Source organism: Dehalococcoidia bacterium, assembly GCA_040902535.1.
GTDB lineage: Bacteria > Chloroflexota > Dehalococcoidia > DSTF01 > JACRBR01 > JBBDXD01.
This window is the reverse complement of record JBBDXD010000006.1, coordinates 13,809-36,380: the sequence shown is the minus strand read 5'-3', so window position 1 is coordinate 36,380 and position 22,572 is coordinate 13,809. Positions and strand designations below refer to the sequence as shown.

Genomic DNA, 22,572 nt, shown 5'->3' with positions numbered 1-22,572 from the left:
ATCGCCGCATCCGGGCCCCGTTCCCCCTTCGGGCGAATCTGCGTACTCTGGCCGAGGAGGCCACGATGGACGCGACCGGACGGGAATTGAAGGCCAGGGCGGCGATCACCGGGCTGGGCATCTCCGAGATGGGGCGCGTCTACGGCCACGATGCCCAGCACTTCGCCGCCGAAGCGATCCAGCGCGCCGTCGCCGACGCCGGCCTGCGCAAGGAGGACATCGACGGCCTGCTCGTGAACCCGGGCGTCAGTGCGCTCGGCGGCATGGGCGGCGTCGGGCTGCAGAACTACCTGGGACTCACCAACCTGCGCCTGCTGTCGAGCATGAACGTCGGCGGCGCGACGGCGAACGTCATGGTGCAGTACGCCGCCATGAGCGTCATCCACGGCATGGCGAATCACGTCGTGTGCGTCTTCGCCGATGCGCCGTTGCAGCCGAACAAGGGCGGTGGCGCCGCGTATGCCGGCATGGGCCGCCCGACGCGACCGTCCGGCATGGGCGGGCTCTACCCGGCGTTCGGCGTCATGGGCATCAACGCCCACTACGCTATCGCCGCGCGCCGCCACATGGCGATGTACGGCACCACGAACGACCACTTCGGCGCGATCGCCGTGGCGGAGCGACAATGGGCGGCGATGAATCCGATCGCCGAGCACCGCGAACCCATGACGCTCGAGGACTACCACGCATCGCGATGGGTGGCCGAGCCGCTGCACCTGCTGGACTGTTGCCTCGTATCGAACGGCGGCGTGGCGGTGATCGTCTCGCGCGCGGACGCGGCGAAGGACATGAAGCAGCCGCCGGCGTACATCTGGGGCATGGGACAGGGGCATCCCGGCGACATGCGTCGCAAAGGATGGGATGTCGAGACACAGACGGGCGCGCCCATGTCGAAGGAGAAGGCCTTCGCGATGGCCGGCATAGGGATCGACGATGTGGACGTGCTGCAGGCGTACGACTGCTACACCTACACCGTGCTCGTCACGCTCGAGGATTACGGTTTCTGCGCGAAAAGCGAGGGCGGCCCGTTCGTCGCCGACGGCAAGCTCGCGCCGGGCGGCGCCCTGCCGACGAACACCGGCGGCGGCCAACTCAGCGCCTACTACATGTGGGGCATGACGCCGCTCTCGGAGGGCATCATCCAGGCGCGCGGCCAGGGCGGCGACCGCCAGGTCGACAAGCACGACGTTGTGCTCGTGACCGGCAACGGCGGCATCCTCGATCATCACAGCACGATCGTCCTGTCGCCCCATGATGCGTGAGGCTGAAAATCGAACGTCGGAGTACACGACGATGGTGATGCGTGAGTGACACCTACACTCGGCCCATCCCGCAGGCGGACGAAGAGTCCCGCGAATTCTACGACGGCGCGCGACGCCACGAACTCATGCTGATGCGCTGCAAGGACTGCCGCGCCTGGCGCTTGCCGTCGCGGCCGCGCTGCCCTGACTGCTGGTCGACCGACACGGCGTGGGAGAAGGCGAGCGGGCGCGGCACGCTGTACTCGTTCGGCGTCATGCATCAGAAGTTTCCCGGCTTCAGCGAGGACGGCCCCTACCACTACGCGATCGTTGAGCTTGAAGAAGGCCCGCGCATCGTATCGAACGTCGTCGGCGTGCCCGACGACGAGATCCGCGTCGACATGCCGCTCGTCGCCTACTTCGACGACGTGTCGGACGATACGACGCTCGTGCGCTTCATGAGTGATAAGTCGTAAGTTATCAGTTGTAAGTGCGTTGATGATTTCAGTCCGTCCAGAGAAGAGCTAACCGAGCTAGTAGAACGCCGAACCTTGAACTTCGGACTTTGGAACTTACAACTGAAGACTGACAACGTATGACTTCAAAATGGGTCCGCGGCGGCGAGCGTCCGAAGCCACAGGCCGGCGAGGTGGTCGACGTGCGGCCGTACGAACTGCACGGCACGCGCTACTACGCCGTGCTGTATCGCCTCGACGCATCATCCGAAACGCCGCGTGAGGCGCGCCTGTCGTTTGACATGATCTACGAAGACCCACACCCGGGCGACCGCGTGCTCGTCGAGTCAGTGCTCGGCGTAGTCGATCGAATGAGCCGCGAGCCTACAACTTAGAACTTAAACTGACAACTTACGACTGAGGAGGTCCATGACATTCAGCATCATCGCGCGAGATCCGAACAGCGCCTCGTTTGGCGTTGCGGTGTGTACCGCTGTGCCGTGCGTCGGTGCGCTCGTGCCGCACGCGAAGTCGGGCGTCGGCGCCATCGCGACGCAGTCGAACACGAACGTCGATCTCGGCACGCAGGGGCTGCGGCTACTCGAGCACGGCATCAGCCCGCGCGCCGCGCTCGAAGCGCTCCTCGCCGAAGACGGCGGCCGCGACGTGCGGCAGGTCGCCGGCATCGACGCGCAGGGACGCACGTTCGCCTACAGCGGCAAGGACTGCGTCGATTGGTTCGGCAGCCGCGAGGGGCAGGACTACTCGGCGCAGGGCAACATGCTCGACGGCGCGCAAGTCGTCGAGGCGATGGCCAACGCCTTCGAGGCGAGCGCGGGCAAGTGGCTGGGCATCCGCCTCGTGCTGGCGCTCGAAGCGGGTCAAGCGGCGGGCGGTGACAAGCGCGGCCGCCAATCAGCCGCGCTCGTCGTCACGCCGCAGGTGATCGCGCGCGGCGGCTCTCCCAACTTCGACCCGCGCGAATATCGGCTCGACATCCGCGTCGACGAGCACGCCGACCCGGTGCCCGAGTTGCGCCGCATCTTCGACCTGATGCTGCGCATGGGCCGCGAACAGCCCTCAGCCGATCATTAGCACCTCCGCTTCAGCTGAGCCGCCGCCGCCAGCACGTCTCGGAATGTCACCTTGCCGTCGTCGTTGATGTCGTAGCGGGCATCGTATCCCCGCCCGGCCTTCGCGCTGATCGCGACAAGATCGGCGCTCGAAACTGCCCCGTCGCCCGTCACGTCGGCACACGCGTGGGCCCGCGGTGTTTTCGTCGGCTTCGGTGTGCGCGTAGCACGTGGCGTACGAGGCGGTTGCTTCGTGCGCGTTGATCTCGCTGTGGCGGTGTCCGCAGGCGTTGCCGTGGACGACGGCGATGCCAATTCGCCGGGATCACAGTTGGGCGGGGAGAACGGCCACTCGCACGGCGGCGGCGACGGCGGAAACGGCGTTGCCGTCGGGCAGGGCGGACTCACCGATTCAGGCGGCGACGTTGGCTCTTCGACGCAGCCGGGCGGGGATGGCGGTGGCTGCACGCACGGTGGACTCATGGGGTGCGGCGGCGGCGACATACACAGCACTCCGTCGCACCGTACGCGAATCGTCCCGCTGATCATGCCCGACGTAGCACGCACGTCGAACGCGGAGGGTGGCAGCGGGTCGACGGACTGGAAGAAGACGTCGGTCGTGACTTCGCCGCCGGATGTCACGGCCTGGTCCTGGGAGAACCGGTAGCCGTAGTTGTCGCCGGCATTCTCCACGGAGAACTCGACGTAGGTGCCATCGGCGATGGGCTGATCGTTGTCATCACGCAAGCGCACACGGATCGTCGATGCGTGGTTTGCGTCGCACGTGATCAGCGGCGGCGTCGCCTTCAATTCAATCGCGCGCGGCGCACCGAATTCCGTCTGACCGCCGCACTCGATGCGGATCTGCGCTTGCGCGGCCCCGGCTGTCACGATCACGGTCACGCCGCTCGCGCCGGCCAATGGCGTGATGATGCTGGCGGCGACGCCACCGGTGGTGAGCGCGTTCACCGGATCGGCGCTGCCGAGCGCCACCACGCTGAAGTTCACGTTCGTGCCGTCCGGGACGCGCTGCCCGGACTCGTCGAATACGGTGGCAGTTAGTGTCGACGACGCGACGCCGTCACACTCGACTTGCGCTGGAGATGCAGTAAGCGTGATGCCGGGTGTTGCCGCGACGACCGTGATCGGCAACGAATCATCGTCCGCACCGATATCGGCCGTGATCGTCGTTGCGCCCGCGACATCGCCGCCGCAGATCACCGCGAATGCGCCCATGCCCCGCGTGCCGCCATCGACCGAAAGTTCGCTAGTATCGCCGACGATCGCGATGTTGGCATCCGCTGAGCTGAAGTCTGCGACGATGCGTGTCAGCGCGCGGTCGTCGTTGTCCACGATCACCGCGCGTGCCAGCGTCGAGGCGGCGTCGCCGATCGCGGCGTCGTCGAACACATCCAGCGTCCCGTCACGGCACTCCGTCGACGACCCTGAAAATACCGTCGTCTCGACGAGGTTGAGATCGACCCTGAACGGCGAACCAACGACGAGCAGCGTCTGCGTTTCGCTCACACCTTCCTGCGTGACGGCGACATCGATGTTAGTCCCATCACTCGCGGTGACTGCCCTGATCGTCGCGACCACGACGCCGTCTCCGTTTCCAAAGATCTCCGTCCCGCAGTCGGCATCGTCGTCTCCTTCGCACGTCTCGACGTTAGCGTCGTCACCGGGGGTGGCTTCGCCCAGCGCGCCATCATCGTTGATCGTGACCGACCCGCCGAAATCTGCGTCGAACGTGACGAGTTCGTCATCATCCACCAGCGCGATTATGTAGATACTGTCGAGGGGGGCACTTCCCGGCACGGTGATCTGGTTCGCGTCGAGGTCGAGCGCGGCGAGTTCACCCGGTTCGAGCACGCCGTCGGCGTCGCCGACCGCGGCGGCAATAAGCCCGACGTCGGCGGCGGTGAGACCATCGCACGCGGCGTTCGCGTCGGCCGCCCCGACGGGATCATCGCCATCACCGTCGATGGGGCCCGCAAGAAAGAGGCAACTGATCGCGACCGTATTGTCGACCTCGGCACCGGCGCGTGGCCCGTTCGTGACCAACCCCAGCGCCAACGAAAGGACCGCGATCCCCACTATCGTGCCCAGCCAATATTTCGCCATCTCGAGTCTCCCTCAGCACATTGTGTGCCCGTCACGCCGTCAGGAGCGGCGCGGCGTGTAGAACGCGACCTTGCCCCGCACGAATCCGTACCGTTCGAGGCCTGAGTCCATGGTGGAAAGCAGGTGCGCCGTGCCGTCGCTCCAGCCGTAGACGGGCCGCAGCACGATCGGCGAATCCTCCGCAGGCGCCGCCAACGACGCGTAGAACGCCGCGGCGTCGTCACGTATGAAGTCCGCGCCCGGTGCTTGCGGCGCGTAGGCGACTTCACCGTCGCGCTGCCATCGATAGATCGGCGCCAGCCCATCCGCCGGCGTGCGCGACGCGTGAAACGCCACGCCGAGGTCTTCCCAGTCGTCTCCTGGCGCCTCGAAGCCGTAGACAATCGCGTCGCCGTGGCGATACTCGTGTACCGGCGCGCCCGGCGTCAGTTCATAGGCAACGATGTCGTACTCGCCGAAGCGCGTGACCGTCACGAACAACGAGCCGTCTTCGGAGAACTGCGGGTGCAGCGCCGGCGTGTAGCACACGGGCACGCGCGGTCCGGCGAACGCGCTGCAGTCGAGCCATGAGACGGCGTCGCTCCACGGGCCCTCGAGGCGATCGGCGAAGCGCGCTCCGACCGACGCATAGCCGGCGTTCGAGATCGCCACGTACGCGTCGAACGCGTCACTCCACGAGATGTGCGTGCTGCCTTCAAACGCGCCCAGCATGCCGGTCGGATCATCAGCTTGCGCGACGTCCCAGAGCGGTGCCGCGACGCCCGGATCGTCGCTCCAGGCTTCGCCGTCCCAGTATTCGTACGCCAGGAACTCGTGGATGCTTGCACTGGCGACGCGCGCGAGGATCTTCTCGCCGCTTTGCAGTTGAAGCACGATGCGCAGCCGCTCGTCCGCGTCTTCATCGACCGGCTGCGCGGCGATAACCTGCGACCGGAAGCCGCTCGCCGCATCGAACAGGCGCCGCGCCGTCACCTCGACCCGCATCGACGCCGGGTCGACGCGGGTGACGCCGACTTCGCCCGTCCAGTACGCCCACGGCCCCGATCCGTAGATGTACACCGTGAAGACGTCGATCGTGCCGTCGTCGTTCGCGAACGTGCCGGACGGCCAGACGGTCAGCGATCCGTCCTTTTCGAGAAACGGCACGGCGATGCCGCCGCGCGCGTGATACGTCAGTTCGGGACAACCGTGTTCGTCGCGCGTGTCAGACCAGGCGAGCGTGTTAGCCTCGATCTGCTTACCGGACGCGGCGGCGAAAAGCGTGTCGCCGAACAGCCAGTAGCTGCGCCCGTCGACGACGACGCTCTGGCCGCCATCAGCGCCGTCTACGAGCGCCGCCGCGGCATCTTCGTTCGCGAACGAACACACCGCGCGCGCGGCGATGATCGGTGCCGCCGCGGGCGGCACCGGTGGTTGCGCGGACGTCGCCTCGTTCGAGGGCAGGCGAATGGCGAGCAGCCCCACGCCCGCCAAAGCAGGAAGTGCCCCGGCGGCGAGCAGAGCCCAGGGAGCGGAAAACGCGCGCACGTATCTCCTCGGGCGGGGCGCATACGATGAGTGGCGACTAGCCTACCACGGACGGTCCCGCCGTCGGAGATTCTCGCATGGAAATTGACGGCGACGCCTATCGCCAGGCCATCGCGTAGCTGACGCTTTGCCGGCGACCCCCGTGGAAGTTAGGTGAGCGCGTCCTTGATCTTGCCCATGAAGCCCTTGTCTTCCTGCGGCTTGACCTCGGTCCCCATCGACTCCGCGAGCTGACGCAGCAGTTCCTTCTGCTCCTTGCTGAGCTGCTTCGGCGTCACGACGTTCGCGCGAACGAGCATGTCGCCCCGGCCGCCGCCTCGCAGGTGCGGCACGCCCTTACCCTTCACGACGAACACCTCGCCAGACTGCGTACCACTGACGATCCGCAGCGTGTGCGGCTCGCCGTCGATCGTCGGGAGGTCGACCTCGTCACCGAGACCCGCCTGCGCGAAGTTCAACTCCAGGTCGTAGATCAGGTCGTCTTCATCGCGCTGGAAGATCTGGTGCGGCTTGACGTTCAGTTGCAGGTACAGATTGCCGCGCGGGCCGCCGCCGTTGCCGATCTCGCCCTCGCCGCTGAGGCGCATCTGCGAGCCGTTATCGACGCCTGCCGGGATCGTCACGGACAGCCGCCGCTTGCGACGCTCGCGCCCGACGCCCCGGCATTGCGTGCACGGTGAGGTGACGATGCGTCCCTCGCCGCGACAGCGATCGCACATGGCGACGTTCACGAACTGGCCGAAAATGCTCTGCTGGACGCGTCGCAATTCACCGGTGCCGCTGCAGGTCGGGCACTTCTCGGGCTCGGTGCCCGGTTCGGCGCGCTTGCCGCCGCAGCGCGAGCAGACCTCGGCGGCCTGCACGTCGAACTCCTTGTCGGCGCCGAACACGGCCTCCTCGAACGAAATCGTGATCGACCGCCGGATGTCCGCGCCGCGCTGAGGGCCGCGCTGCGTGCGCCCACCCTGGCCGCCAAAGAACGCATCGAAGATATCGCCCAGGCCGCCGAAGCCGCCGAACCCCTCGAAACCGCGCGCGAACGGATTCTCGCCGGCGGCGCCTGCATGGCCGAAGCGGTCGTACATCGCCCGACGCTCGGGGTCGGCGAGCACTTCGTAGGCCTCGGTGACCTGCTTGAAGCGCGCCTCCGCCCCGTCGTCCTTGTTGCGGTCGGGGTGGTACTGCATCGCCAGGCGCCGGTACGCCTTCTTGATGTCGTCCTGGCTGGCGTTGCGAGCCAAGCCGAGCGCGTCGTAATAGTCCTGTTTCTGGTCTGTGGTCATGTGTGAGTCGGTCAGTCCTTCAGCCGGTCAGTCATCCCGTCGCGGATCGCCGGGAACTCGCCCGCATCCTCGTCGTCGCATTGGCCATGCATTGTAGCGGGTGCGGCTGCCGATGATGACGAGGGTTATGCCGGAGTGCGGCGGATCTCAACCCGGGTTTCTGCGCCGCTCGGTCGAACGGCACCGGCAGCCTCTACGCGCGGGTTGTGCATGGCACGACGCAACCGCCGCGGCCTGCCCTCTAACGAATCATGCGCGCCGATCGCGAGACGCGAAGCGTGGAGGACAGGCGCCCCGCCTGTCCATCTGCGATGACGGCGGTGTGCCCCGCGGGCGACTTACTCGATCGTCCACGTCACGGTGACGTTCACGATCACATCAAGCTGGCCCGGCTCGATCGGCGTGTCCGGCGCCGCCTGCGCCGAGTCGTCGAACTCCGCGCGTCCTGCGGCGTACGGGATCGGCGGCACGTACACACTGCCTTCGTTGATGATGATCGGCTCGCCGACGTTGATGCCGCCCGCAGCCGCGAGCGTGTCTGCCTTCGCGCGTGCGTCGGCCACCGCGGCTTCACGCGCCTGCTTCTGCAACTCAGACGGGTCGTCGATCGTGAAGTTGATGCCTTCGAGGCGCGTGTCGTCGCCGCCGGCGCTCACCGCATCGTCGATCACCTGGCTGGTGGTATCGATCTCGCGCACCTTCACCGTAACGGTGTTGCTGACGCGGAAGCCGCGTAGGATCGTCTCGTTATTGCGGTAGTCGTACTCCGGCGAGATGTACAGGTTCGCCGTCTGAATGTCGTCGTCCTCGACGCCGTTCGCCTTCATCGAGTTGATCATCGCGTCGAGCGCCGTGGCGGCCTGCTGGCGCGCTTCCGCGACCGTCGGGCGCAACGTCGAAACACCCAGTTGAACCATTGCCACGTCCGGCGCGCCCTGCACCTTGCCTTCGCCGGTCACGGTGATGCCCGTCGGCGCGCCTTCGCCGCTGTTTTCGATGCGCGTCGTGCTGTCGCCGCAGACGGCGGCCACAAGGGCGAGCGGCGCCAGTGCCATGCCGAGAATGAATAATCGCCTGCGGTTCATACCACTGTTTCTCCTTGCTTTCGCCACATCCGCAGCGCCACGCCCGCGGCAACGATCGCGACCGCCGCCGATGCGATCTGGACGATGCGCAGCGCCAGTTTGTTCCCGTCGTCATCATCCTGTCCCACAGACGTCGCTTCGAGATCTCGCTCGCCGTCGTCGTCCGTGGCTGAGTCGCCCTGCGCCAATTCGGCGTACGCCGTTGCGCCAATCGCGGTGGCATCCGGCGCGGCGCCGCCCGCCGACTCATCGGCAGCGGCCCGCGCTGCGGCGGCAGTCGTGGCGGTCGCCGCGGGCGCCAGCGATCCCGCAGCCGGCGCATCCTGCGTCGCGCCGCGGTCCGCGTTGAAGGACTCATCTTCAGGCGCCGGCGGCCCACCCTGCTCCAGTGCCTCGGTGCCGGCACTGTCAGACATGGCGACGCGCGCCGCGGATGAGCCGTTGTCGCCGTTACCGCCCCCGGCGACGTCCAGCGACACCGTGATCGCAAACACGATCACCGCCGCGGCACTAAGCACGGGCATCGCCCGCAGCAGCGGCGCCGGCGGTGCCGGGATGCCGCGCCGCGGCTCTGCGGCAACTTCGGGGCGCACGCGGAACGAGCGCGGTGCATCCGCCTGCGGCAACGCGCGAAGCATCGTTCGCACGTCGCGCATGCCTTCGAGCATCGTGGAGCAGGCTTCACACCCCGCCACGTGCGCTTCGAGGGCGGCGGCGCGTTCGGACGCGAGTTCGCCGTCGAGATACGCGGAGAGGGCGTCCCGGTCGGGTTGATGCCTACCTGTAAAGATCGCTAACAGTCTCTTCACATTCTTGTCCGATGCCCGGCCGTATCTTGGTTCGAGCCGGTGATCATATGACGCTCTTGACCGCCCGATTGTTCCTGTCGCGTGAGCTCGGTTCGCAGCTTCTCGCGCCCGCGGCTGATCCGCGACTTCACCGTGCCGATCGAGACGCTCATGGCAGCGGCGATCTCGTCGTACGCGAAACCCTGCACGTCGCACATGATGACGGCCAGACGCTGGTCGGCGGGCAGCTTCAGCAGCGCCGCCTGAATGGCAGTCTGGTGCTCCTTCCGCAGCGCCTGCGTCTCGGGGCCCTCGGCCGTATCCGGCACATCGATCGGCTCTTCGACGCCCGGCGGCGGCGTATCGATCGAGACGGACGGCCGTCGCCCGCGGCGGCGCAGTTCGTCGGTGCAGGCGTTGGCGGCAATGCGCATCAGCCAGGAGCGGAAGCTGCCGCCCTTGAAGCCGGCGAGCCCCCGCCATGCCGAGATGAACGCGTCCTGGGCGCTATCCTCGGCCGCCGAGGTATGCCCGATCATACGGAGACAGAGGTTATAGACCGCGCGCTGGTGGATCTCGACGAGGCTGTTGAACGCATCAAGGTCGCCCTGCCGGGCGCGCTCGACAAGGCGAATCTCCGCATCGGGAGCGAGGCCGGCGTCATTAGAGCGATTGAGCATCGACGGGGCGATTCTAACAGAGCGACACGGCGGCGCGGCGGACGGCGCGTGCTAGAATGGGGCGCTTATGCCCGATGATTTGATCGGTCCGCAGCCTGAGGCGGACCGCAACTTCCCCCCCGACGACGAACTGCCCCCCGACGCGTCGAGCCGCGAGGCGGAGCCTCGCGACGACGATGGGCCATCTCCGGTGTCGAGCGCGGAAGCGTCCTCCGTGGAACCGGCATATCGGCCGGCGGAAGCGTCGCGCTACGGCTGGGAGGAAGCCTCTGAGCGCTACGTCGATGTGCCCGCGTCGCTCGAGTTGGCCTACACCAGCGCCGACGTCGGACTGAGCCCGCGCGCTTACGAGCGGGCCTTCCCGTACGAGAAGCGCCGCCGCCGGGCGAGCGGGGCGCGCGCGCGCCGCATCGGCCGCGAGCTGATCGAGACGGTCATCCTGGCGGCGCTCATCTTCTTCGCCGTACGCGCCGTCGTGCAGAACTTTCGCGTCGAAGGTCAGAGCATGGAGCCTTCGATGCACGACTCGGAGTACCTGCTGGTCAACAAGGCGTTGTACGTCCGGGTGGACATGGACCGCGTGAAGACGTTTCTGCCGTTCCTGCCCATCGACGGCGGCGAGCGCCACCTGTTCCGCTCGCCACGCCGCGGTGATGTCGTCGTTTTCAAGTTTCCGCAGGATCCCACGCGCGACTTCATCAAGCGCGTGATCGGCGTGCCCGGCGATACGGTCGAAGTGAAGGATGGCGCCGTCTTCATCAACGGCGCGCGCCTGGAGGAGGACTACATTCTCGCGACGCCAAATTACACCTACGGCCCCAAGACGGTGCCCGAAGGAAACTACTTCGTGCTGGGAGACAACAGGCGCAACAGCTTCGATTCGCACCAGTGGGCGAACTCATGCCCTGAGCAGCAGCAATGCGATTTCGTGCCGGAGGAGAACATCATCGGCCAGGCATGGCTGCGCTACTGGCCGTTCGAAGACCTGAGCTTCGTCAACAACAAGATCATCAAACCTCTGGCGCCGTAGCTTCTACTTCTCCGCGACGAACGCCGCATACAACGGCTGTTCGAGGTCCAGTTCGCGCAGGTTGCGCAGCCCGACGTCGCCGCACATCTGCTCGATCTCCGCGCGGTTGAAGAAGCCGACGGCATGGCCGCCCTTCGCCACTGCCTGCGGGATCTCGTAGAACAGGTCGATGTGCGCGAGCACGGCGTTGTACGTGCCGCGGCAGTCTTCGACGTTGTCGGGGCCACGGATCTCCGTGATCAGCAGGATGCCATCCTCTTTGAGAGCGCGACGCGCGTTTGCCAGCACGATCCGCGCATCGTCCATTTCATGCAGCGATATTTGCACGTAGATGAAGTCGAAGGCGTCTTCGCTGGTGAGGTCTTCGCCGCGCATCTCCTCGGCGTGCACATGCTCGCCGAGCCCCGCCGTCTCGATCTTCTCGCGCGCCAGCGCGATCGACGTCGGGTCGGGATCGAGTCCGGTCACCGTGCACTCCGGAAACGTGCGCGCCAGTGATACCAGGCCCGCGCCGGCGCCGCACCCAAGCTCGAGAATGGTGCCGCCGTGCGAGAGCCGTTCCTTGAGTTCCGGCAGCTCCGGAATCAGCACGCTCGGCAGGAACAGCTCATACGCCGCCTTGCTGAACGCGTGGATCGTCTCCACCATCTCCGGCCCGTATTCGGCGAACGGGATGCCCTCGCCGGTCTCGAACGACGCGGCGACGCGGTCGGCGAGGCGAGACTCCACCGCATGGTTCGTGACGAGCCCTGCCGAGTATTGGAAGTCGTCGTCGTCGAGGAGGAGCTGGTCCATGAACGGCGCCATCGTGAAGCGCGACGTGGCAGGCCGATACTCGAGCAGCTCGCCCGCGAGCGCCGTCTTCGCCCACGCGCGCACGAAACGGTCATCCCTGCCCGTGTGTTCGGCAAGCTCCTCGATGGTGACGCCGCCCGGCGCATCGACGATCGCCTGGAAGAAACCCATGCGGATGCCGTAGTACGCCATCCGGAGGCTCGCCGCCCCCGCCGCCCACGCGAAGATCTTCATCGCCTGGGTGTCCTTGGTCACGTACGTCTGCTCGATCACCGTCTCGCCATGATGGATCACGCTGCCTCGCCAATCACGTCCGCTCGCCCGGCGTAACATAACAGCCGCGCCGCAACATTAGATGCGATTTCGGCCTCAAACGACAGTCTGAGGCCCGCCGTCGAGTGTATACGCCCATACCGCGAACAACGGGTCGTGCGGACCATCCGCGCTCGCGCGCGCTGCGCTCACATCGCCGAATGCGCCCGACCGCTTGAAGTACGTCCCGATCAGCCCCGCGCGCTCGCGGTCATCGAGCGCGCGCCAGATACGGACGGCCTTCGTGGGAAACATGCGGTTGGAATACGTGAGGATGAAGGGCGCCGCGGGTTTGAGGACGCGGGCAACCTCCTGGAAGATCTCGATCGGACGCGTCATGTACTGCACGGAGACGGTCACGACGGCGCCGTCGAACTCGCCATCGCCGTAGGACGTCCGCGGATCGGCGTTCAGGTCGTGCACGACGTAGTCCGTGAGCTGATCGTTCTCCCGCAACTCGACTTCATTCAGCCCGAGCCCCGCAAGCCGCGTCCATGCCAGCTCCGGCGGCATGTGCGATCGATAGCTCGACATGAGGTCGAGGATCGCGCCGCCCTTCGGGAGCAGTTCGCCGTACACCCTGCCGGCGGCGGCGATCGCATGCTCGTCGATGTGCGTCACCAGGCGAGGCTCGGCGTAGAAGAGCGCGTCCGGCGACGGATCCTGCCGTTCGAAATACGCCGGTTTGAACTCATCCTCATCCATGCGGCCATAGTAGCGGCCCGCCACCCATTGGAGCGCGGTCTTCAGCCCGCGATGCTGTCGCCCGCCACGTATATTGCGAATTAGGATCGTCCCACGGCCTTGTACCCCCCGCGGGTTGCGAGGGTGTCCGTCCTCCTTGAGAATGGAAGCGGTACGAAAGGAGGCCGCACGATGCGCCTCGGTAAAGACGAGATCGATGGCCGTCTCAAGTCCCTGCAGGGCTGGAAGCGCGACGACGACGAGATCGAGAAGAAGTTTGAGTTCAAGGACTTCAAGGAAGCCATGGCGTTCGTGAACCTGGTCGCGGACGCCGCCGAGGCCGCCGACCATCACCCGGACATCGAGATCAGCTACAACAAGGTGGAGATGTCGCTCTCGACGCACAGCGAGGGCGGCGTCACGGACAAGGACTTCGACCTCGCCGTGAAGATCGATGAGGCGGCGGGAACGTCGGCAGGTTAGACGGATCAACAGCGGGGCGCGACCCGGACAGGACTGACCACGTGGCAGAAGAGCCGCCGGCGAACGGCAGCGCCGCTGAAGACTGGATCAAGCGCAACTTCAACCTCATCGTGCTGGCGCTCGTGTTCGCCATCTTCGTCCTGCCCTACGTCACCCCGTTCGATGGCCTGAACGTCTTCCAGCGCTTTAGCGAGTGGACTCTCCGCCAGCTCGAGCGCCTGTTCGCCGATTACGGCTACTGGGTGGTGTTCTTCGGCGTCCTGCTCGAAAACAGCATGTTCCTCGGCTTGCTCGTGCCGGGTTCGATCATCCTCATACTTGCCGGACTCGCCGCGGAGAACGGCGCCATCAACGTCTACTACGTGATCGGGCTCGCGATCGTCGCGACGATCATCGGCGACACGATCAGCTACGTGATCGGCCGCCTCGGCGGCAAGCGCGCGCTTGAGCTTGCCGGCGTCGACCACATGATCGAACGCGTGCGCGGGCCGATGGAGTCGAATCGCACGTGGATCATCCTCGCCTATCACTTCGCTGGCTACTCACGCGCGGTAGGACCGGCCGCAGCGGGCCTCTTCCGCATCCCGTACCGGAAATGGGCGCCGCTCGACTACATGGGCGGCATCCTCTGGGCGATGGTCTTCACCGGCCTGGGCGTCGTCCTGGGACTTGCGGGCGTCGAGTTCGGCGATACGAAGCGCATGGTGCGGCTGTTCGAGCTGGCATTCCTGGCGATCTTCGCCGTCGCCATCACGGTGGCGATCCTCCGCGCGCAGCGAGGAGACGGCGGCTCCGGCGGCCGTGGCGAACCAGCTACCGTCATCGTGCCCGTCGACGACCAGGAGTGATGCTTCATCGCCTTGCGCGTACGCCAGCGCCTCCCGCCGCACCTCCCGTGTGCTACGTTTTCTAGCGTGAGTCCGCTCCCCGATTACCTTCGCAACGGCCTCGACCTCGTGTTCGTAGGCATCAACCCCGGGCTCCGTTCCGAGGCGACGGGCCATCATTACGCCGGCCCGGGCAACCACTTCTGGCCGTTGTTATTCGAATCCGGCTTCGTGACCGAGCCGCTGACCTACGAACAGGATGAGCGCGTGCTCGAATGGAACATCGGCCTTACGAACATGGTCGCGCGCGCCTCGCGCTCGCTCACGGACCTGACGCTCGATGAGTTGCGGGCCGGCGCGGCGATCCTGCGCGAGAAGTTGCTCGCCGCACGCCCCGGCATCGTCTGCTTCAACGGCAAGCGCATCTACGAAGTGTTCGCCGCGCATCCAACCAGATTCGGGCTGCAGGACGAAACGCTCGATGGCATCCGCCTGTTCGTCATGCCATCGACCAGTGCGCGCACGGCGTCGTACCAGCGCGCCGACAAGTTGAAGTTCTTCCTCGAACTGCGCGCGCTCGTCCCGCAGCAGCAGACGAAGGCGAAGGCGGCATCATGAGCGAGCGCGCCGCCCACGTCGACATCCCCGTGTTCTCCGATCGCCTCGACGAGATCATGGCGGCGATGATCGAGGGCAAGATTCCCAACGTCGGACGGTTCTGCGGCCACTGCTACACGCCCGTCAGCAAGAGCGCCAAGGCGTGCGCGCACTGCGGCACGAGCACACGCGACTACCCGCCGGTGGAGAAAATCCCTTCGGCGTTCTTCGACCTCTACCGGCGGATGCGCAAACGCGAGTCGCTGATCGTCAATTCGTTTGCCTTCGCCGGTCTCGGCATCGGATTACTGCTCTTCATCCTCCTCGCCGGCCTCGCCGTCTACCGCTACGAGCAGTCGCTGTGGATGCTCGCCGGCGCCACCGCTGTGTTCATCGTAGGCGGGCGCATCTTCGCCGGCCTGCTCGGCGGCTGGATCGGCGATTCGATCGGATACGACTTCGCGCATCGCCGGCTCGTCAACGAATGGCACGACTACGAGCGCGAGCGTGACAGCGGCCGATCGACGTCCGTGCAGGCCCGCGCCGAGGCGCGCTAACCAGGTGCGGTACGTCGAGATCGTCGCGCGCGTGGCGCCGGGCGATGCCGAGGCCGTCTGCGATGCTCTGCGCGACGTGACGGGCGCCGACGTTTGGATCGAGCGCCGCTTCTCGCAGGATGACCTTGAAACGGACGCGCGCATCGATGTCGCGTCGCCGGCGGTCGTACACGCATACGCGTCCGCCGGAGGCGCCGACAGCGTCGCCCGAAGCGCGCTCGCAGCGATGACGCGCGCGAGCATTAGCGCCGCGATCTCGACGTGCATGGTTGATGAGGAAGACTGGGCGGAGTCGTGGAAGGAGCACTTCCACGTCGAACGCTTCGGCGATCGGATCGTCGTCGTGCCTTCCTGGCGTACGTACGACGTCCAACCGGACGATGTCGTCGTCACCCTCGACCCGGGCATGGCGTTCGGCACGGGCCAGCATGAGACCACGCGCATGTGTCTCGAAGCGTTGGAGCGCGCGGTGAGGCCGGGCGCGCGCGTGCTCGATGTCGGCTGCGGATCAGGCATCCTGGCCATCGCCGCTGCGAAACTCGGCGCGTCCGACGTGCTCGCTGCCGACGTCGACGAGAACTGCGTGCGCATCGCGCGTGAGAATGCGCGCAAGAACGCCGTCGACCCGGTCACGCGTGTGGACGAGGGTAGCCTGGCCGCTGCCTGGCCGTTCGACACAGATGCGCACGGCTTCGACGTTGTCGTCGCGAATATCATCGCACGCGCCATCGTCGAGTTGGCGCCGTCGCTCGTTGCCGCGCTCGCGCCCGCTGGCCGGCTGATCGTGTCGGGCGTCATCACAGCGCGCGAACGCGAAACGTGCGCTGCGCTCGAAGCGGCAGGCGCCCGCATCGACGCTGTGCGCGCCATGGCAGAGTGGCGCTGCATCGAGGCAACACGCGCGTGACGCGGCGATTCTACAGCGACCACGGCGCAGCAGATGCCGGCGGACGCATCGAAATAGGCGGAGCACTCGCGCACCGTCTCTCGAAGGTGCTGCGCATGCGCTCCGGCGAGGAGATCATCCTGTTCGACGGCGCCACCGGAGACCTGCGCCTGCGCATCGACGAGATCAACGACCGGCGCCTGACCGCCACCGTGCTGGAGCGCATCGAAAGCCCGCCCGAAGCGCGCGTGAAGGTCAACCTCTATCAATCGATTACCAAGGGCGACCGCTTCGAATGGCTGCTGGAGAAGGCGACGGAGATCGGCGTGACGCGTTTCGCGCCGCTGCTGACCGCGCGCTCGGTGGTGAAGCCGGAGGCAGGGGCCAACCGCGCCGAGCGCTGGCGGCGCATCGTCGTCGAGGCGGCCGAACAGAGCGGCCGCGGCGCGGTGCCCGACATCGAAGCGCCGCAGGGATTCGCCGATGCCCTCGCGAGCGCGCCGGGCGTGCTGTTGCTCCCGTACGAAGCCGCCGACGAGCGCACCCCGAGCGTGCAAGCGGCGCTCGACGCCGAGGTCGATGCGCTATTCGCGCTGGCCGAAGTCAGCATATTCATCGGCCCGGAGGGCGGCTACGAGGACGCAGAAGTGCAGGCAGCGCGCGACGCCGGCGCGACGATCGTCACCATGGGACGCCGCGTCCTGCGCTCCGAGACGGCAGGATTGATCGCAGCGACGCTCGTGATGCAAGCAGCCGGAGAACTTGGTTGACGGTCCGCTGCGCAAACATAGAGGGCAGCCCCGAAGGACTGCCCTCTAGCGCTGCGACTCCCTTCGCGACGCTCCGATGAGACGGCCGGCGTCGCTGCGCCCTCCGGCCTGTGACAATCCTATGCGCGTGCGGCCGCGTGTCAACGCTCTTATGTTGCGTGCCGCGAATCCGCTGCTAATCGATAGACCGTCGATTAGAGGGACGGCGGGATCGGCTAACTGGTGCCCCGCGCGGGCAAAGGCATTGAGGGACATTCCGCGTGGCCGGCGCGCCCGTCTAAACTGATATCCGCACATCGAGCGCGCATGCGCCCGGAGAACACAATGCCGGCGTTCGACTCCAACGGCGTACAGATCAACTACACCGTCGACGGTGACGGCCCCGCGATCGTGCTCGTGCATGGGTTCGCCAGCAGCCTGCAAGGCAACTGGCGCGCTCCCGGCATCATCGATGCGCTCGTCAACGACGGCCGCATGGCCGTCGCGCTCGACTGCCGCGGACACGGCCGCAGCGGCAAGCCGCATGACTCCGAGGCCTATGGCGAGTCAAAGATGCCCGATGACGTCATCGCCCTCATGGACCTGCTGGACATCGACACGGCAGACCTCATGGGCTACTCGATGGGCGGCTTCATCGCCTCCGCGCTCATGGTCAACCATCCCGAACGCTTCCGCAGCGTGATCCTCGCCGGCGTCGGCGATGCTGTGCTCAACCGCTCCGGCGTCGCGATGAGCGAACGCGCCGCCGCGATCGCTTCAGCGTTGGAAGCGCCGCCCGGCGCAGCTTCCGAGAATGACACGGCACGCGGATTCCGCATCTTCGCAGAGCGCACCGGCAACAACCTCGGTGCGCTCGCGGCGCTCCAGAAGTCGCGCTCTCGCCACAGCTTCGACGCGTCGAAGCTCGGCGAAACGACACTGCCCGTGATGGTGCTGATCGGCGAAGACGACACGCTCGTCGGCTCCGGCGACAAACTCACCGCATCGATCCCCGGCGCAACGCTGGTGAAGGTCCCTGGCGATCACCTCACCGCCGTCGGCGCCCCCGAACTCAAACGCGCCACCCTCGACTTCCTCACCAAACATTCACCCGTCGCATCCGCGTCATCCTGAGCGGCGCAATGCGTCATCCTGAGCGAAGCGAAGGATCCCGTCGTGCAACGCACTCGCGCGTCAGCCGGCAGCACCCAAATGTAGCTGCGTAGCTTCAGCGCCCGTGCCGAGAAATACGAACTGGATCACCCGACGCCCACCACCGCCAACCCCTCGCGGCACAACGCCGCATCACGCTCGCACCGCTCGCGCACGCACCACTCAAGGCCCTCTCGATACAATCGCTCCGCTTCGTCGTTCAGCCCCAACTTCAACGCCACGCCCGCACGCAGCGGCGCCACCGCGCGACCCTGCAACGTCGAGAAGCGCATCGCCGGGCGCGGTCCTTCTTCAAAGCGTTGGAACGCGTCGCGGACATCGCGCAGCAGCGACTCATCGCCGAGCGCGAGGATGCACTCGAGCATCGGCGATGCTTCGAAACACGCGAAGTCCGCGTCTTCCGGCGGTCGTTCAACCGACATCCACGCGCGCATCGCCTCGGCCGCCGCATCGACGCGACCCGCGCGAAACAACACGCCTGCCGCCGCTGCGTGGATCTGTCCGCTCGCCGTCGGCGCTTTCCCCGCGCGGTCAGGACTCACCATCAACCGCAGCGCCCCATCGACGTCGCCGCGCGCTTCGGCGATCCACATCCGGTAGAGGTCGCCGCGAAAGTCCGTCTCACCCGGTGACTGGCCGAGCAGCGCCTCGCAGCGCTCGAACTCTCCGCGCGCGTAGAGGACCGCGGCCATGTCCATCAGTGCGAGTTGCGCAGTGAAGAGCAGTCCCACCTTCGACGCGTGTTCGAAGCACCGTTCCGCGTACGCGTATCCGCGGTCAAGTTCGCCGGTTTCGATCAGCTGAAACCCGATGTTTCGCAGCACCGCCGCCGCCACGTCGTGCATGCCCAGTCGCGCATACGTGTCATGCGCGCGCTCGAACAGGACCACCGCGTCTTCGACGCGTCCCTCGTCCATCGTCTGCCATGCCTGCCGCTGCGCCCGGAACGCGAGCACGTCGTCGAGTCCCAGGCGCTCCGCGATCGCCATCGCCTCGTCCCAGCGCTCATCGACGTCGTTCTCGCTCCAGCGGTAGCACAGCAGAAGGCGCGCCCGTGCCGCCTCATCGGCATCGCCCAGCGCCTCCAGGGCGTCGTCCAGCATCTGGCGGTGACGCTCCGGCGGTCCCCAGATGCGCGATATCTCCAGCGTGGCCAGCGCCTGCCCTACCCCGTCGCCTCGCTGCTGGTACAGCGAGATCGCACGCCGCAGCGCCCGCCACGCCGTCCGCGCCTCGCTCAGGTTCCAGTAGCACCGCCCGAGCGCGGTGAGCACGGCCGCTTCATCAAGCGCGGCGTCAGCCTCGGCAAGCACGCGTTCGTACGTCTCGATAGCGCCGCGCCAGTCGTATGCGGCCTCGGCAGCCTCGGCCGGTCGTAGCGCTGCCTGCGTACCCGTCTCAGTCGAATCAGACATGTCGGGCATGATACGCGATGCTCACATGCCCGATCTCCGGTCTCCGGCTCCCCCCACGGCTGCCTCAGATAATCCGTCGCGTTGACGCCGCACCCCCTCCCTCATTACCATCGCCCTGACCCCGCCCGAACATTTGGGCTATCGTTTGCGAGGCTATTCTTGCGGCTCCTCAAGCTCGACCCGCGCCCACCTGCGTACGACTCCGTCGCGGCCGCCACCCGGGACGACGACGAGTCGACCACCATGCTCGACGATGCTTTCGAGATGGCTGATTGGCGCCCTATCGCGCCCGCGGAGTGCGCCGATGAACCTTCGCCGAGGCTGGCGTTCGTCGACGGTGTGCAACAGTACGACGCCCGCTTCTCCGCTGAAGGTGATGGCTGGCCGATCCCGGGCGTCCTCGCGACGTACGCCGCAGGCGCCATGTGCCCCGGATCCGACGACCCGCTGTGCCACGTAACCGTCCAGCGCGCCGCGATCCTCACCAGGGGCGCGCGCCCCGCCGCGATCGACGTCCGCACGTCGAAAACGCTGCACCGCTATCATCCCGAGTCCGCCGCCGGCGACGATCCGGCTGCACTCGAATCGAAGCTCAATCAACTTCGCGCCGAGGTCGAAGCTAGCATCGTCCGGCGCCTGCTCGGCGAACGCTTCGGCCTCGTCATCGTCGACGGACGGCTGCCTCAGCAGGCGTCCGGCGCCGTCGGATTGATCAAGACGCCGCAACGCGTGCCCGTCACGTCCGAAACGCAGATCAACGTGTTGCGCGGGCTCCGCCGGGGCGAACGCTCGCCGGTCTTCGTGCGGAGGCGCTCCGACCGCCGCTACTACTCGTGGTTTACCTGCCTCGCGTCGCCCGGCCGCTACGACCTCGCGATGTCAGGCCTCGCGATGATGGAGATGGACGACTCCGCCTCGCGCGAGGAAGTGACGCGTGCCGCCGACCTTACCGCCTCCGCGCTGCCGCGCTACGCGCCGAAGCCGCACCGCGATCCGCGCGCGCCGCAGAACCTGCTGCCCGTCGGGCAGTTGGAACGCGATCTGCGGCGACGCATGGGGCAGCGCGAGTTCGTCGCCCGCCTGATCCGCGAGTCGTTCGCGAGGGAGGACTTCGCGTGGACATTCTGAGCGAGCACCCGGCCGGCCTCGTGATCGGCACCGAAGACGCGTTCGCGCTCGACTTCTGGGTCTGGACGTACCCCGAGCGCTACCTGCAGCTCGACGACGTCGTCACCGTGCCGATCGAACTGCCCGATGGCAAGCGCGTGGAGATTCACGGCATCGTCGACAAGGTGCGCTCGCGCTTCGAGGGCGCGCGCTTCGATTCAGACTCGCAACTCGCGAACGACGAGATCATGCCCGTCGACATCGCCAACGCGGCACACGTCGCCGTGACGCGCGTCGACCCCGAGATCTTCGTCGCTCCGTTCCCCGGCGCCCGCGTGTTCGTGAGCACCGGCGCGACGCGCGACAAGGCGCTCTACTTCGACAAGATGCGCGAAGCCGGAACCGCGTTCTGCGCCGGCTTCGCCCGCGACGGCCAGCCGATCTACGGCAACCTCGAGTTCCTCGATGGCACGCGCGGCGCCCACATGAACATCAGCGGCATCAGCGGCGTCGCGACGAAGACAAGCTACGCGCTGTTCCTGCTGTACTCGCTGCTGCACTCCGACGTACTAGGACGCGACGCCGCGAACACCAAGGCCATCATCTTCAACGTCAAGGGCGAAGATCTGCTCTTCCTCGACAAACCCAACCGCAAGCTCGATGACGACGCCCGCTCGCGCTACGCCGCCATGGGTCTCGATGCCGGGCCCTTCCAGAGCGTCGTGATCTGGTCGCCGGCCCGAAAAGAGGCGTTCCATCCCTCTTCGAACACGCGGCCGGACGCAAAGCCCTACGCGTGGTCGCTCGACGAGTTCTGCCGCTCGCGCATGATCGGTTTCCTCTTCGCGGAAGCCGACAGCGAGACCAGCCGCCTGTCGTCCGTCATCCGCATGGTCGAGCGCTGGCTCGCCGACGCGAACGTCGTCGGCCCGCCCGATGCCAACGGCTTCATCGACGTGCTCGGGCAGACCGTGCGCGACTTCAACGACCTCGTCCTCGCGATCGACACGAACATCGAAGCAGCCGCACACGGCGAGGCGGGCGGCTCGCAGCAAGCATTCATGCGCCGCCTGTGGGACGCCGTCTACACGACGGGCCATCTGATCCGCGCGATCCCGCCCGACGAAGTGAACGACAAGACGATCCGCATCCTCGATGGCGGCAACGCCGGCGAGAACAAGCAGGCGATCGTCATCGACATCAACGATCTGCACGATCGCGCGAAGCGCTTCGTCGTCGGCTCGGTAGTGCGGCGGCTTGTCGAGCAGAAGGAAGGGCGCCCGCGCCCGCTCGTCTTCCTGGTCCTCGACGAACTGAACAAGTACGCGCCGCGCGAAGGTTGGAGCCCGATCAAGGAAGTGATCCTGGACATCGCCGAGCGTGGGCGCTCCCTGGGCGTGATCCTCGTCGGCGCCCAGCAGACCGCCAGCGAGATCGAGCGACGCGTCACGGCGAACGCATCGTTCCGCGTCGCCGGCAGGCTCGATTCGGCGGAAGCGTCCCGTGGCGAGTATGGCTTCCTGACCGATGCGGCGCGCGCCCGCGCTTCGATCCTCAAGCCGGGCACCATGTTCGTGCACCAGCCGGAGATTCCCGTACCGCTCCTGACGCAGTTCCCCTTCCCGTCGTGGGCAACGCGCCAGAATGAAGTAGACGACACCGCAGCACCGGCGCCGGGGCTGCGCGGCAGGATGCAGTAGC

The 22,572-nt window shown here is 66.7% G+C and carries 23 protein-coding genes; 14 read left to right on the top strand and 9 right to left on the bottom strand.

Going from position 1 to position 22,572, the window contains the following annotated elements:
• The first annotated feature begins 65 nt into the window (after positions 1-65).
• The 4 genes from WEB52_03020 (at position 66) to WEB52_03005 (ending at position 2,791) form a co-directional block, all read left to right on the top strand.
• Entirely contained in the window at positions 66-1,262 is a 1,197-nt protein-coding gene (locus WEB52_03020) for a thiolase family protein (protein MEX2225404.1), read from the top strand.
• Positions 1,263-1,303: 41 nt separating this feature from the next.
• Positions 1,304-1,717: a Zn-ribbon domain-containing OB-fold protein gene (locus tag WEB52_03015; protein MEX2225403.1), complete on the top strand. Its 414-nt coding sequence runs from the start codon at positions 1,304-1,306 to the stop codon at positions 1,715-1,717.
• A gap of 119 nt (positions 1,718-1,836) precedes the next feature.
• Complete coding sequence (locus WEB52_03010; protein MEX2225402.1) at positions 1,837-2,091, top strand: hypothetical protein; 255 nt, start codon at positions 1,837-1,839, stop codon at positions 2,089-2,091.
• Positions 2,092-2,125: 34 nt separating this feature from the next.
• Positions 2,126-2,791: a DUF1028 domain-containing protein gene (locus WEB52_03005; GenBank protein ID MEX2225401.1), complete on the top strand. Its 666-nt coding sequence runs from the start codon at positions 2,126-2,128 to the stop codon at positions 2,789-2,791.
• On the opposite strand, the gene WEB52_03000 is transcribed toward WEB52_03005, so the two are convergent.
• The 6 genes from WEB52_03000 to WEB52_02975 all read right to left on the bottom strand — a co-directional run bounded on the left by WEB52_03000 (position 2,788) and on the right by WEB52_02975 (position 10,256).
• Positions 2,788-4,893 carry a hypothetical protein gene (locus tag WEB52_03000; protein ID MEX2225400.1) on the bottom strand — a complete coding sequence of 702 codons (2,106 nt, stop codon included), beginning with the start codon at positions 4,891-4,893 and terminating at the stop codon, positions 2,788-2,790. The genes WEB52_03005 and WEB52_03000 overlap by 4 nt on opposite strands.
• A 39-nt stretch (positions 4,894-4,932) precedes the next feature.
• The gene (locus WEB52_02995) at positions 4,933-6,420 is read right to left on the bottom strand and encodes a DUF4185 domain-containing protein (protein MEX2225399.1); all 1,488 of its coding nucleotides are present in this window, start codon (positions 6,418-6,420) and stop codon (positions 4,933-4,935) included.
• A gap of 149 nt (positions 6,421-6,569) precedes the next feature.
• Entirely contained in the window at positions 6,570-7,703 is a 1,134-nt protein-coding gene (dnaJ, locus tag WEB52_02990) for a molecular chaperone DnaJ (protein ID MEX2225398.1), read from the bottom strand.
• A 338-nt stretch (positions 7,704-8,041) separates the two neighbouring features.
• A complete protein-coding gene (locus tag WEB52_02985) occupies positions 8,042-8,788 on the bottom strand; it encodes an SIMPL domain-containing protein (GenBank protein ID MEX2225397.1) in 747 nt (248 codons plus the stop codon).
• Entirely contained in the window at positions 8,785-9,597 is an 813-nt protein-coding gene (locus tag WEB52_02980; GenBank protein ID MEX2225396.1) for a zf-HC2 domain-containing protein, read from the bottom strand. Before WEB52_02980 ends, WEB52_02985 begins: the two co-directional genes overlap by 4 nt.
• Positions 9,594-10,256: a sigma-70 family RNA polymerase sigma factor gene (locus WEB52_02975; GenBank protein ID MEX2225395.1), complete on the bottom strand. Its 663-nt coding sequence runs from the start codon at positions 10,254-10,256 to the stop codon at positions 9,594-9,596. The genes WEB52_02980 and WEB52_02975 overlap by 4 nt, the downstream gene beginning before the upstream one ends.
• Before the next feature lie 67 nt (positions 10,257-10,323).
• Here WEB52_02975 and lepB point away from each other — a divergent pair, with 67 nt between their 5' ends.
• A complete protein-coding gene (lepB, locus tag WEB52_02970; GenBank protein ID MEX2225394.1) occupies positions 10,324-11,286 on the top strand; it encodes a signal peptidase I in 963 nt (320 codons plus the stop codon).
• 3 nt (positions 11,287-11,289) lie between these two features.
• Here lepB and WEB52_02965 read toward each other — a convergent pair whose 3' ends face one another.
• Together WEB52_02965 and WEB52_02960 are read right to left on the bottom strand one after the other, a co-directional pair.
• On the bottom strand, positions 11,290-12,375 hold the full coding sequence (locus tag WEB52_02965; protein ID MEX2225393.1) for a class I SAM-dependent methyltransferase: 1,086 nt from the start codon (positions 12,373-12,375) through the stop codon (positions 11,290-11,292).
• A 75-nt stretch (positions 12,376-12,450) separates the two neighbouring features.
• The gene (locus WEB52_02960) at positions 12,451-13,098 is read right to left on the bottom strand and encodes a methyltransferase domain-containing protein (GenBank protein MEX2225392.1); all 648 of its coding nucleotides are present in this window, start codon (positions 13,096-13,098) and stop codon (positions 12,451-12,453) included.
• Between the two features lie 171 nt (positions 13,099-13,269).
• On the opposite strand from WEB52_02960, the gene WEB52_02955 reads away from it, so the two are divergent.
• The 7 genes from WEB52_02955 (at position 13,270) to WEB52_02925 (ending at position 18,310) form a co-directional block, all read left to right on the top strand.
• Positions 13,270-13,560 (top strand): 4a-hydroxytetrahydrobiopterin dehydratase, encoded by a 291-nt coding sequence (locus WEB52_02955; protein ID MEX2225391.1) that lies wholly within the window; start codon positions 13,270-13,272, stop codon positions 13,558-13,560.
• Between the two features lie 41 nt (positions 13,561-13,601).
• A complete protein-coding gene (locus WEB52_02950; protein MEX2225390.1) occupies positions 13,602-14,408 on the top strand; it encodes a DedA family protein in 807 nt (268 codons plus the stop codon).
• A gap of 66 nt (positions 14,409-14,474) precedes the next feature.
• Positions 14,475-15,005, top strand: coding sequence for a mismatch-specific DNA-glycosylase (locus WEB52_02945; protein ID MEX2225389.1), 531 nt, complete (start codon positions 14,475-14,477; stop codon positions 15,003-15,005).
• A complete protein-coding gene (locus WEB52_02940; GenBank protein MEX2225388.1) occupies positions 15,002-15,541 on the top strand; it encodes a zinc ribbon domain-containing protein in 540 nt (179 codons plus the stop codon). The genes WEB52_02945 and WEB52_02940 overlap by 4 nt, the downstream gene beginning before the upstream one ends.
• A 4-nt stretch (positions 15,542-15,545) precedes the next feature.
• Complete coding sequence (prmA, locus tag WEB52_02935; protein MEX2225387.1) at positions 15,546-16,448, top strand: 50S ribosomal protein L11 methyltransferase; 903 nt, start codon at positions 15,546-15,548, stop codon at positions 16,446-16,448.
• Complete coding sequence (locus WEB52_02930) at positions 16,445-17,197, top strand: 16S rRNA (uracil(1498)-N(3))-methyltransferase (GenBank protein ID MEX2225386.1); 753 nt, start codon at positions 16,445-16,447, stop codon at positions 17,195-17,197. The genes prmA and WEB52_02930 overlap by 4 nt, the downstream gene beginning before the upstream one ends.
• A 324-nt stretch (positions 17,198-17,521) precedes the next feature.
• Positions 17,522-18,310, top strand: coding sequence for an alpha/beta hydrolase (locus tag WEB52_02925; GenBank protein ID MEX2225385.1), 789 nt, complete (start codon positions 17,522-17,524; stop codon positions 18,308-18,310).
• A 125-nt stretch (positions 18,311-18,435) separates the two neighbouring features.
• On the opposite strand, the gene WEB52_02920 is transcribed toward WEB52_02925, so the two are convergent.
• The gene (locus tag WEB52_02920; protein ID MEX2225384.1) at positions 18,436-19,764 is read right to left on the bottom strand and encodes a hypothetical protein; all 1,329 of its coding nucleotides are present in this window, start codon (positions 19,762-19,764) and stop codon (positions 18,436-18,438) included.
• Between the two features lie 159 nt (positions 19,765-19,923).
• Between WEB52_02920 and WEB52_02915 the strand changes: the two genes are divergently transcribed.
• A complete protein-coding gene (locus tag WEB52_02915) occupies positions 19,924-20,892 on the top strand; it encodes a hypothetical protein (protein ID MEX2225383.1) in 969 nt (322 codons plus the stop codon).
• Positions 20,880-22,571: an ATP-binding protein gene (locus WEB52_02910; protein ID MEX2225382.1), complete on the top strand. Its 1,692-nt coding sequence runs from the start codon at positions 20,880-20,882 to the stop codon at positions 22,569-22,571. Before WEB52_02915 ends, WEB52_02910 begins: the two co-directional genes overlap by 13 nt.
• The last annotated feature ends 1 nt before the right edge of the window (position 22,572 follow it).

Coding starts and splice junctions, on each gene's coding strand:
- WEB52_03010 (MEX2225402.1), top strand. CDS start 1,837: ATGACTTCAAAATGGGTCCGCGGCGGCGAGCGTCCGAAGCCACAGGCC.
- lepB (MEX2225394.1), top strand. CDS start 10,324: ATGCCCGATGATTTGATCGGTCCGCAGCCTGAGGCGGACCGCAACTTC.
- WEB52_02920 (MEX2225384.1), bottom strand. CDS start 19,764: ATGTCTGATTCGACTGAGACGGGTACGCAGGCAGCGCTACGACCGGCC.
- WEB52_02985 (MEX2225397.1), bottom strand. CDS start 8,788: ATGAACCGCAGGCGATTATTCATTCTCGGCATGGCACTGGCGCCGCTC.
- WEB52_03005 (MEX2225401.1), top strand. CDS start 2,126: ATGACATTCAGCATCATCGCGCGAGATCCGAACAGCGCCTCGTTTGGC.
- WEB52_02925 (MEX2225385.1), top strand. CDS start 17,522: ATGCCGGCGTTCGACTCCAACGGCGTACAGATCAACTACACCGTCGAC.
- WEB52_03020 (MEX2225404.1), top strand. CDS start 66: ATGGACGCGACCGGACGGGAATTGAAGGCCAGGGCGGCGATCACCGGG.
- WEB52_02955 (MEX2225391.1), top strand. CDS start 13,270: ATGCGCCTCGGTAAAGACGAGATCGATGGCCGTCTCAAGTCCCTGCAG.
- dnaJ (MEX2225398.1), bottom strand. CDS start 7,703: ATGACCACAGACCAGAAACAGGACTATTACGACGCGCTCGGCTTGGCT.
- WEB52_02960 (MEX2225392.1), bottom strand. CDS start 13,098: ATGGATGAGGATGAGTTCAAACCGGCGTATTTCGAACGGCAGGATCCG.
- WEB52_02975 (MEX2225395.1), bottom strand. CDS start 10,256: ATGCTCAATCGCTCTAATGACGCCGGCCTCGCTCCCGATGCGGAGATT.
- WEB52_02940 (MEX2225388.1), top strand. CDS start 15,002: ATGAGCGAGCGCGCCGCCCACGTCGACATCCCCGTGTTCTCCGATCGC.
- WEB52_03000 (MEX2225400.1), bottom strand. CDS start 4,893: ATGGCGAAATATTGGCTGGGCACGATAGTGGGGATCGCGGTCCTTTCG.